The organism is Streptomyces kebangsaanensis (genome assembly GCF_001906585.1).
In the GTDB taxonomy this organism is placed as follows: domain Bacteria; phylum Actinomycetota; class Actinomycetes; order Streptomycetales; family Streptomycetaceae; genus Streptomyces; species Streptomyces kebangsaanensis.
Genome location: NZ_JUJA01000043.1, coordinates 1 through 10,680, shown reverse-complemented (window position 1 = coordinate 10,680; position 10,680 = coordinate 1). Strand labels below are relative to the sequence as shown.

8 protein-coding genes are annotated in these 10,680 nt (G+C 68.5%); 7 read left to right on the top strand and 1 reads right to left on the bottom strand.

Features of this window, described 5'->3' with window-relative positions; genetic code table 11:
• Positions 1-243: 243 nt before the first annotated feature.
• Both RH94_RS06075 and RH94_RS06070 read left to right on the top strand, forming a co-directional pair.
• The gene (locus RH94_RS06075) at positions 244-777 is read left to right on the top strand and encodes a hypothetical protein (RefSeq protein WP_079188912.1); all 534 of its coding nucleotides are present in this window, start codon (positions 244-246) and stop codon (positions 775-777) included.
• A gap of 43 nt (positions 778-820) precedes the next feature.
• Positions 821-3,478, top strand: coding sequence for a DEAD/DEAH box helicase (locus RH94_RS06070; RefSeq protein WP_073946625.1), 2,658 nt, complete (start codon positions 821-823; stop codon positions 3,476-3,478).
• A gap of 99 nt (positions 3,479-3,577) precedes the next feature.
• On the opposite strand, the gene RH94_RS06065 is transcribed toward RH94_RS06070, so the two are convergent.
• On the bottom strand, positions 3,578-3,880 hold the full coding sequence (locus tag RH94_RS06065; RefSeq protein ID WP_073946624.1) for a hypothetical protein: 303 nt from the start codon (positions 3,878-3,880) through the stop codon (positions 3,578-3,580).
• A gap of 173 nt (positions 3,881-4,053) precedes the next feature.
• Here RH94_RS06065 and istA point away from each other — a divergent pair, with 173 nt between their 5' ends.
• The 5 genes from istA (at position 4,054) to RH94_RS06035 (ending at position 10,645) form a co-directional block, all read left to right on the top strand.
• Positions 4,054-5,697 carry an IS21 family transposase gene (gene istA, locus RH94_RS06060; protein ID WP_073946623.1) on the top strand — a complete coding sequence of 548 codons (1,644 nt, stop codon included), beginning with the start codon at positions 4,054-4,056 and terminating at the stop codon, positions 5,695-5,697.
• The gene (istB, locus tag RH94_RS06055; protein ID WP_079188911.1) at positions 5,694-6,527 is read left to right on the top strand and encodes an IS21-like element helper ATPase IstB; all 834 of its coding nucleotides are present in this window, start codon (positions 5,694-5,696) and stop codon (positions 6,525-6,527) included. The genes istA and istB overlap by 4 nt, the downstream gene beginning before the upstream one ends.
• A complete protein-coding gene (locus RH94_RS06050; RefSeq protein WP_073946622.1) occupies positions 6,524-6,742 on the top strand; it encodes a hypothetical protein in 219 nt (72 codons plus the stop codon). The genes istB and RH94_RS06050 overlap by 4 nt, the downstream gene beginning before the upstream one ends.
• 388 nt (positions 6,743-7,130) lie before the next feature.
• On the top strand, positions 7,131-9,434 hold the full coding sequence (locus RH94_RS06045) for a helicase associated domain-containing protein (RefSeq protein WP_073946621.1): 2,304 nt from the start codon (positions 7,131-7,133) through the stop codon (positions 9,432-9,434).
• Positions 9,435-9,479: 45 nt separating this feature from the next.
• Positions 9,480-10,645 (top strand): IS3 family transposase gene (locus RH94_RS06035; protein WP_234425562.1). Its coding sequence is split into 2 segments (ribosomal slippage): positions 9,480-9,764 and positions 9,767-10,645, totalling 1,164 coding nucleotides; the frame shifts between segments, so codons are not numbered across the junction.
• Positions 10,646-10,680 lie beyond the last annotated feature (35 nt).

Sequence of the window (10,680 nt, the reverse complement as noted above, 5' to 3'; positions counted from 1 at the left end):
GGGCCGGCGGGTCCGCTGCGCTCCCCCGCCTGACGGTCCTTCCCGCTGCGCCTCCAGGACTGTTAGGGCCCGCTTCGCGGGCCTGGCTGGCTGCGAGGGTGAGGGGTTGCTCGTTGGTGTCGGGTGCCAGTGTACATGCTGCATCAGATTGATGCAGCATGTAGTGTTGGCGGGAACACGGGACACCCTCCAACCACCTGATGCGGGCCCAGATGCCCGCGCTTTTCGGAAAAGGGAAAACGCATGTGGAGTGCTCAGGACGTGGCGCGGGATCAGGTCCGGCGTCAGGCGAATGGCCTGGACGTCGCCGCCGTTGCGGGAAAAGTCGCGGAGGCCGCTGTCCGTGAGCGGGAAACCGCGGATCAGTTGAGGGGAAACGGTTCCTTCTACGAGTTCGAGATGGATCGGGAGCGGTTGGCTGTCATCTGGCTGGCCCAGCACGCTGAGTGGCGGCGCGTCAGAGACTTGATGACTGTGGCCGGTTGGAGTGTGTACGAGCCGGAACAGGATGCTCAGGGCTCGGTGTGGGCTCGCGAGCGTGAGGAACGACTTGCTGGTGCTCTTGCGGCACAGGCCGCCTTGGGGGAACGGCGGGGGGAGGAAGCCGATGAGCTGCGGGCGGAGGTCCGGCTGTCCGTCGCGTCCAGTCGGCTGGTCCAGGTGGTGGCCGGCCGGACGGGGCTGCGTCCCTCTGAGGTTCTGGCCCAGCTGGCCGAGCGGATCGTGGTGGGCGAGGACGGTACGGTGTCCGTCCCGCCTTTCACGCCGTCCCTGTGATTTCCGAAGCGAGCGGAAAAGAAGGCAGAGGAGGAGCGGGGAAATGCTGGGTATTCGGCTTCGGGAACATCAGGTGGCCCAGAAAGCGGCTTTCCGTAGGTGGGTGGGATTCCCTGCAAGATCATCCGTACCGTCGGAGGGGGCGCGTGGAACGATCGTGTCCGCGACCGGGTCGGGGAAGACGATCACGGCTGCCGCGTGCGCGCTGGAGTGCTTTCCGGGCGGGCGGGTCCTGGTGACCGTGCCAACTCTGGACCTGCTCGTGCAGACCGCTGAGGCGTGGCGGCTGGTGGGCCACCGGGCGCCGATGGTGGCGGTGTGCTCGCTGGAGAACGACCCAGTGCTCAACTCGCTGGGGGTGCGGACCACCACCAACCCGATTCAGCTCGCCCTGTGGTCCGGGCGCGGGCCGGTGGTCGTGTTCGCCACGTACGCCTCCCTGGTGGACCGCGAGGACTTCGAGGATCCGATGGGCCAGGGGAAGGTGCGCGGGCCTTTGGAAGCCGCTCTGGCGGGCGGGGAGCGCCTGTACGGGCAGCAGATGGACGGGTTCGACCTCGCGATCGTGGACGAGGCCCACGGCACGGCAGGTGATCTTGGCAGGCCGTGGGCGGCGATCCACGACAACGCCCGTATCCCGGCGGACTTCCGGCTGTACCTGACCGCGACGCCGCGCATCCTCGCCTTGCCCCGGCCGCAGAAGGGCACGGACGGGAAGGAGCTGGAGATCGCGAGCATGGCCGACGACCCGGACGGGCCTTACGGCTCGTGGCTGGCCGAGCTCGGGCTCTCGGAGGCGATCGAACGAGGCATCCTCGCCGGGTTCGAGATCGACGTGCTGGAGATCCGCGACCCCTCGCCCGTCCTCGGGGAGTCGGAGGAGGCGCAGCGGGGCCGGCGTCTCGCCTTGCTACAGACCGCACTTTTGGAGCACGCGGCAGCGTACAACCTGCGTACGGTCATGACGTTCCACCAGAAGGTGGAAGAGGCAGCCGCGTTCGCGGAAAAGCTGCCCCAGACGGCAGCTGAGCTGTACACCAACGACGCCTCCGATGACGACCTGGCGAAGGCGGAGGAGCTGCCGAAGTCGTCCATCGACGCGGAGTTCTACGACCTGGAGGCTGGCCGTCACGTCCCGCCGGACCGAGTCTGGTCCGCCTGGCTGTGCGGCGACCACCTCGTCAGTGAGCGGCGTGAGGTGCTGCGGCAGTTCGCCAACGGCATCGACGCCAACAACCGGCGCGTACACAGGGCGTTCCTCGCGAGCGTTCGCGTGCTCGGGGAAGGCGTGGACATCACCGGCGAACGGGGCGTGGAAGCCGTCTGTTTCGCCGACACCCGCGGCTCCCAGGTCGAGATCGTCCAGAACATCGGCCGAGCCCTCAGGCTGAACCGGGACGGCAGCACGAAGATCGCCCGCATCATCGTGCCGGTCTTCCTGGAGCCCGGCGAGGACCCCACCGACATGGTCGCCTCCGCCTCGTTCCGCCCCCTTGTAGCCGTTTTGCAGGGCCTCCGCAGTCATGACGACCGGCTCGTTGAGCAGCTCGCATCCCGCGCGTTGTCCCGGGGCAAGCACGGGCGCAAGGTGCACGTTCAGCGCGATGAGGAGGGCCGGATCGTCGGGGCCGGCGGCGAGGTGGGCGAGGACCAGGAGCAGGACGACACGCAGGCCGCCGCCGATTCGGCGCTGCTGCACTTCTCCTCTCCCCGGGACGCGGCGACGATCGCCGCGTTCCTGCGTACCCGGGTGTACCGGCCGGAGTCCCTGGTGTGGCTGGAGGGCTACCAGGCGCTGCTGCGGTGGCGGGCGGAGAACGAGATCACCGGCCTCTACGCCGTGCCCTACGACGTTGAGACCTCCGTGGGTGTGACGAAGGCGTTTCCGCTTGGGCGCTGGGTGCACCAGCAGAGGAAGGCGCTGCGGGCGGGTGAGCTAGAACCGCGACGCAAGGAGCTGCTGGACGCACCGGAGGCCGGGATGGTGTGGGAGCCGGGCGAGGAAGCCTGGGAGGCCAAGCTCGCCGCGCTGCGGTCGTACCGGAGGGCCACGGGGCACCTCGCTCCGCGTCAGGACGCGGTCTGGGGCGAGGCAATGGTGCCGGTGGGGCAGCACATGGCCAACCTGCGCCGGAAGGGCGGCCTCGGTAAGGACCCGGAGCGAGCGGCGGAGCGCGCGAAGCAGCTGGCCGCGATCGACCCGGACTGGAACTGCCCCTGGCCGCTGGACTGGCAACGCCACTACCGCGTCCTCGCCGACCTCGTAGACGCCGACGGCCACCTGCCCGACATCCAGCCCGGCGTGCTCTTCGAAGGCGACGACCTGGGCAAATGGCTCGCCCGGATGCAAGAGTCGAGTACTTGGGCGCAGTTGTCGGAAGAGCAGCAGCAGCGGCTCTCCGAGCTGGGCATGAAGCCGACTGAGCGGCCCGCTGCAGCCACGGTGGATAAGAGTGTCGGGAAGGCGGGGAAGGCGTCAGCGGCCTTCCAGAAGGGCGTTCAGGCGCTCACACAGTACATCGCCCGTGAAGGGCACCACCGTGTCCCGAGGGCCCATGCCGAGGAGATTGCGGTCGACGGCGCAGTGGAGCCGGTGGTCGTGAAGCTGGGCGTATGGATCTCCAACACCAAATCGAGGCGCGAGAAGCTCACCGAGCCCCAGCGTGCCGCCCTCACGAAGCTAGGCGTTGAATGGGCGTGAGCCCGTGTCCGGCCGGTTGTTGAACCGGCCGGACACAGCATGGGCCCTGCGGCACATGGCAGATACCTGAAGAGCGCGGTCAAGCTGTAGTTCCGGCGGCTACGCCAGTCCCTTGTTGATGGCCGCAAACAGCTTCTGCCATGCGGTCTGCTCGTCGGCCGTGAGGTCGTTCCAGCCGTGGTCGGTCAGCCAGCGCAGGAATGCCTTGGCGAGCTTCCACTTTGAGAAGCCGGGGACCTCTGCCTTGAAGATGTCGACGATGTGGCGCTTCTGCTGGGTGGCCTCCGCCGCGCGGACGTCCCAGCCGAGTTGGTCGAGAGCAACCTTTACCAGAGTGGTGCGTAGAAGGTCTTCAATCTCCGGGCCGGGAACGGAGCCGGTGTAGTAGTTGTCTATAAGCACGTGAAGTGGCCCCACCGTACGGATCTGTTTTGGCCCCACCTGCGTACGAAAGTGATTTGGCCCCACCCCGCGCCCTGGCCGTGACACTCCCCTTGTCGGCGTAATGCCGGGATTGCTCTGGATGGACGGGGCAGGGTGAGGCGTCTTCGTAGCGGCCGTGTCAGGAGGCCGGGATGGTGTCGCGTGTCGAGTTGTTCGAGTCCATCCGTCGTGACCATCGGCGGGAGCACATGTCCGTGCGGGCGCTTGCCCGCAGGTACCAGGTGCACCGCCGGGTGGTGAGGCAGGCCCTGGAGGGGGCGATGCCGCCGCCGCGGAAGAAGCCCGCCCGCCGTCCGCAGCGACTGGACCCGGTCAAGGGCTTCATCGACGCGATGCTGATCGCGGACCTGTCCGCGCCCAGGAAGCAGCGGCATACCGCCCGGCGGATCTGGCAGCGGCTGGCCGAGGAGTACGCGTTCACCGACGCGTCGTACGCCACGGTCTGCGACTACGTTTCCCTGCGCCGGCCGCAGATCGAGGCCGAGGCCCGCGAGGGGCATGGGCACCTGGATGGGATGGTGCCGCAGGAGCGGGAGCCCGGCGCCGAGGCGGAGGTCGATTTCGCGGATGTGTGGGTGCGGCTGGCGGGCGAGCCGGTGCAGTGTCACCTGTTCACGCTGCGGCTGTCGTACTCGGGCAAGGCGGTGCACCGGGTGTTCGCCTCGGAGAGCCAGGAAGCGTTCATGCAGGGGCATGTGGAGGCGTTTCGGGTGCTGGGCGGGCTGCCGCTGCGGCACATCCGTTACGACAACCTCAAGCCCGCGGTTTCGCGGGTGTGCTTCGGCCGCATCCGGGTCGAGTCCGAACGCTGGGTCGCCTTCCGCTCGCACTACGGATTCGATGCGTTCTACTGCCTGCCCGGTCAGGACGGCGCGCATGAAAAGGGCGGTGTCGAGCACGAGGGCGGCCGGTTCCGCCGGGCCCATCTGGTGCCCGTTCCCGAGGTCGCCACACTGGAGGAGCTCAACGACAGGCTGGCGGCGATCGACGAGACCGAAGACGCCCGGCACATCGACAACCGGCCGACCTCGGTCGGCTTCGACTTCCGTGATGAGGCCGAACTGCTGGCGCCGCTGCCGGCGGATGACTTCGACTACGGGGTGACGCTGACGCCGAAGGTCAGCAAGGAGAGCCGGATCACGGTGCGGATGTCGCACTACTCGGTGCCCGCCCGGTTCATCGGGCAGCGGGTGCGGGTCAGCCTGCGGGCGAACGAGTTGCTGGTCTATGACCGGCTGGAGGTCGTCGCCCGCCATCCGCGGCTGACGCGCCGCTATGGCTACCGTGACGTCCTCGACCATTTCCTGGAGATCCTGCTGGTCAAACCAGGGGCGTTGGCCGGTTCGACCGGGCTGGCCGCGGCACGGGAGTGCGGCGCGTTCACTTCCACGCACGACGCGTTCTGGGCGGCGGCCCGAGCAGCTCACGGAGACGCCGACGGCACCCGTGCACTGATCTCGGTGCTGCTGCTGCACCGCCGGATGCCTGCCGAGGCCGTGCTTGCCGGGATCACTGCCGCTCTGGATGCGGGTTCCACCTCCGCCGACGTGGTGGCCATCGAAGCGCGCAAGGCGATGTCCGCCCGCGCGGAGGCGGGCATCCAGGCGCCCGCTCCGGCGGCGCCGGCGCCGCCGCCCGAGAGCCGGTCGGCCGAGGTGGGAGCGCGGATCATCTCCCTGCCCCGGCGGGCCGAACTTCCGGCCGACACCCGGCCGGAGCCGTCAGTGGCGGTCTATGACCAGCTGCTGTCTCTTCGACCGAAAGGTTCCGCATGACCACCACCAGCGCCGAAGTCCCCGTCGTCGAGGGACTTCGCGCAGGCTCCGCGCTGCCCGCACAAGCCGGCGAGCCCGTCGACATCGCGATCGAGTCCGCCTGCCGCACGCTGCACCTGCCCACCATCCGCGACCGCTACGACGAGCTGGCCGCCGCGGCGATGCGCGAACACGCCTCCTACAAGGACTTCCTCGCCGAGCTGCTGGACGCCGAGTGCGAGGACCGGCACGAACGCCGCAAGCTCCGCCGGATCCGCGAGGCCAACTTCCCCCGCCCCAAGCGCATCGAGGACTTCGACTTCGCCGCCAACCCCAACATCTCCCCGGAGCTGGTGCACACCCTCACCCGGCCCGAGTGGGTCCGCTCCGGCCACCCGCTCTGTCTGGTCGGCGACTCCGGCACCGGCAAGTCCCACCTGCTCATTGGGATCGGCACCGCCGTCGCCGAGGCCGGCTGCCGCGTCCGCTACACCACCGCCGCGGCCCTGGTGAACGAGCTCGCCGAGGCCGCCGACGACAAGCAGCTGTCCAAGACCATCAACCGCTACGGCCGCGTCGACCTGCTCTGCCTGGACGAACTCGGCTACGTCGAACTGGACAAGCACGGCGCCGAACTGCTGTTCCAGATCTTCACCGAGCGGGAGGAACGGCACTCCATCGCAATCGCCGCCAACGCCCCGTTCTCCGAGTGGAACCGCACCTTCCGCGACAAGCGGCTCTGCGCGGCCATCGTCGACCGGCTCACCTTCGAAGCCCACATCATCGAGACCGGCACCGAGTCCTACCGACTCGCTCAAACCCGCGCCAAGCGGGCGGCAACCGCCGCATGACCAGCACCGTCCCGCTGTCCGCGGACTCCGCCAGAGCCCTGGCCGGCCTCCTGAGCGACCTCATCAACTACTTCGACGGCCTCGACGACGACACCGCCGAGACCCTCGAAGAACACTTCGACATCGCACAGGCCGATGACTGGATCGTCTGGGCTCTCACCAGCCACCGCGAGACCCTCATCGACGCCCTCCGGCAGGCACCGCACACATCCTGACCTGCCGAGAGAACAACAACCGCGACCGGGCGGACGCCGCAAGGCGGCGCCCGCCCGGCGATGCCTGTCAGGGACACCGCCGGGCGAAACGGCGACCAAAGCCGCCGCCGCTACCAAGCTAACGGCCCACGCACTCCACCACCGGCGACCTGACCCCGCACGCGCAGAACCTCACCCGATCAGGGAGTGGGGCCAAAACAGATTCTTACGCATCGGCCACCGCCCCACCACGTCACCCGAACGGCAGGGAGGTGGGGCCAGATCAACCTCTTACGGTGGGGCCAATTTACGTTCTTACGGACAAGTAGTCCTTGGCACGTCCGACAGAGCGTTGTTGCTTGAGACGTCCCGGCCCGGTCGCGTGTGCCGGTGCAGCTGTGAATGGGAGGTGACGGATCTGTTCTCCCCGTGGCCAGCGGTCGGTGTCGTTCGGCTAACCCCGCTGGTGGGTGAAACGACGCTGTCGTTCGTGAACCGGCTGGCCGCTTGCTACAACGTCACCGTGGCGGGCCTGCTGTCTGCTGTGGCGGGCCCCGGCGTGCGCGGTGTCTGGGGAAAGAGCTGTCTCGCCGGCGAGGTGTTCCTCGCGCCCGCAGTCCGGAGTCGGCTGGCTTCCGTCTGCCGGGTGCCGGAGTCGCATCTGGCTTGGGCTCTGCCTTCCTGGGATGAGCGTGATGGTGCGGAGGCGAGCGGTGCCCAGCCGGGCGTGCGCTTCGCTGCTGGTAGCACGATTCCTGCCGTCATGCTGGGGTGCAGACCGTGTGCGGCGGCCCGGACGGGCGCGATGTGCTCTGTTCGTCTGTACTCCGCGCTGCGCTCACGGGTCTGTATCCGGCACCAGTGCTGGTCGCTGGATTCCCTGGTCCTGGACAGAGCCACGTTGGTCGAAGGCCAGGTGGGCCTCGCCGGGGTACCGGAGGTGATCCGTGCTCACCAGTGTCTTCTGCGGCTGCTGCGTCGTAGAGGCTCGTGCGAGAACGCTTTCGCCATGGCCCAAGCGGTCGTTGCCTCCTGGTGGGATGCGCACTGGCGGGAGGAGGTGCTCTGGCCGGCGCGTCTTAGCCGCGTCCGTGCCGATCTCCCCGAAGGGGAGATGCTCGTGCTCGCCCGGGACGTAGTGACGTACCCCGAGGCTGTCGTGGTCACGGCGGTCCTCTCTGACCGGTTGTGGCGACAACGCGTCTTGGAGGACACACACGGTCAGATGCCGCACACCCTGGCCGAGGTACCCCGTCTGCTGACCGAGCTGGCCCGCCGTCTGGACCGCCCGTGGCTAGCAAAGCAGCTCGCCACCTCCAGCGAAGGTGCCTTGTTCGCCTGGGTGCGTGCGTGTGTGCGGCAGGGGCGGGGGGCAGTGCCCGAGGAAGACGTGTGGGCGGTTCCGGTCGCGCACCGGCCTCGTGGACTTGCGGCGCAGCTGCGGGAGCTGCGCCTCCAGCAGCCCTCCAGCAGCGCTCCGGCGGCTGGGAGGCCGTCCCGTGCAGAGCAGGCGTATCAGGTCGGCTTGGCACACGCCCGTGCTTACGCGGCGCGTCACGGGCATCTCGCCGTTCCGAAGTACGCCCGTCACGAGGGATTCGCGCTGGGAACGTGGCTGGCCAATCAGAGAACCGGAGTAGCGGCGCTTCCTGTCGATCGGGCGCAGGCCTTGCATCGCATTGATCCGTGGTGGAATGGTCCCTGGCCGGTCTCCTGGCGGCGGACGTACCACCGCGCCCTGGAACACGTTCGAAAGCACGGCCCCGTCGACGCCCCGGCAGGATTCCCCGGCACCAGTCTCGCCTTGGGCGAGTGGCTCCATGAGCAGTGTTCCCGGTTCGACGAACTCCACGTGGGCCAGCAGCGCCTGCTCGCAGATCTCGGAATCTGGCCCGCGCACGCCCGCTCAGCCCGCCCTCGCCGCAAAAGCCTGGCTCAGGCCTTCGCGGCCGGCCTGGAACACGCACACGCCTACGCCGCCGTCCACGGCCACCTCGCCACGTCCAAGAGCACGCGGCAGGACGGTTTTCCTCTTGGGCAGTGGCTGATGAGCCAACGCAGCCGGGCCCGCATGGCGGAGAAGGAAACCGACCGGAGCCGTGCACTGTCCGCCATCGACCCGTGGTGGAACCCGCCGTGGCCCATGGCGTGGCAGCGCGCCTACCACCACGCCCGTAAGCAGTGCGGCAACAATCAGCCGCTGGTGCCGGGGGATGGCTTCCGCGGGGTGGAGACGTCTGCCGCGTCGTGGCTGTACGCGCAGTGTGCCCTGTTCGAAGAGCTCCATCCCCACCAGCAGGGTCTGCTGCGGGAGATCGGCATCACCGCCGAGGACGCACAAGCCAGGCAGGCCACGCAGTACCGCCCCACCGGCACCCGGATCGACTTCGCCGTGGGCTTGGCCCATGCCCGGGACTACGCGGGCGTTTACGGCCACTTGGCGCTGCCGCACTCCGTCCAGCACAACGGGTTCCCTCTGGGCAGGTGGCTCGCCAGCAAACGTGGAGAGGCCGGGGCCCACGCACGACGTACACCGGCTCCGTGGCCGGGCATGCAGGCCCTCGCTGCTCTCGATCCGTGGTGGTTCCCTCCGTGGGCGTTCGCCTGGCAGCGCGACTACCACCGTCTGCGTCTCCTGCTCATCGCCGAACTCGAACCACCGCCCAAGCTGCGCTCCTGGATCAGCGAACGGGACTGCTGCACGGTGTGGTGACATCTGATCTGGCTTGCCCGTGGGGCGGCCTGGAAGGATGTTGCTGTGCCTGTTCCCTATCCCGAAGAGTTCCGTGACGACGTCGTGCGCGTGGCCCGCAACCGCGAGAAGGGCGTCACCCTTGCGCAGATCGCGAAGGACTTCGGCGTCCATGAGATGACGCTGTCGAAGTGGCTGCGCCAGGCCGCCGTGGAGGACGGCGAGAAGCCTGGTGTCACCAGGTCCGAGTCGGCGGAGAACCGTGAGCTGAAGAAGCGGATCCGGCTGCTGGAGCAGGAGAACGAGGTCCTGCGCCGCGCGGCGGCCTACCTGTCGCAGGCGAACCTGCCGGGAAAAGGCTCTACCCGCTCGTGAGAGAGCTCGCCGCCGACAAGATCCCGGTCGCGGTCGCGTGCCGGGTACTGGGGCTTGCTCGCCAGCACTACTACCGGTGGCTTCGCCGGCCGGTGACCGAGGCCGAGATCACCGAGGCCCACCGGGCGAACGCGCTGTTTGACGCCCACCGCGACGATCCCGAGTTCGGCTACCGGTTCCTCGCCGGGGAAGCCGAGACGGCAGGCGAGCGGATGAGTGAACGGACCGCGTGGCGGATCTGCCGGGACAACGCCTGGTGGTCAGTGTTCGGGAAGAAGCGGTCGAAGAACGGCAAGCGACCCGGGCCGCCGGTGCACGACGACCTTGTCCGGCGTGACTTCACCGCGAACGCGGTGAACGAGCTGTGGCTGACGGACATCACCGAACATGCCACCGGAGAGGGCACGTTGTACCTGTGTGCGGTCAAGGACGCCTGCTCCGGCCGGATCGTCGGTTACTCGATCGGCAGCCGGATGCAGGCACGGCTCGCGGTGAACGCGCTGGACAACGCCGCCGCACGCAGAGGCGTGGTGGCCGGCTGCGTCGTCCACTCCGACCGCGGCTCGCAGTTCAGGTCCCGGAAGTTCATCCACGCCCTGAACCGTCACGGCCTGGTCGGATCGATGGGAAGGGTCGGCGCCGCCGGTGACAACGCGGCCATGGAGTCGTTCTTCGCACTCCTGCAGAACAACGTCCTGGACCGCCGCACCTGGACCACCCGAGAAGCGCTCCGCACCGCGATCGTCATCTGGATCGAACGGACCTACCACCGGCGTCGCCGACAACTACGGCTGGGCCGATTGACCCCCATCGAGTTCGAGACCACCATGAAGCCCGCCGCAGCCCTCGCGGCATGAAACCCGACTGTCACCCATCCGTGCAGCAGTCCCAA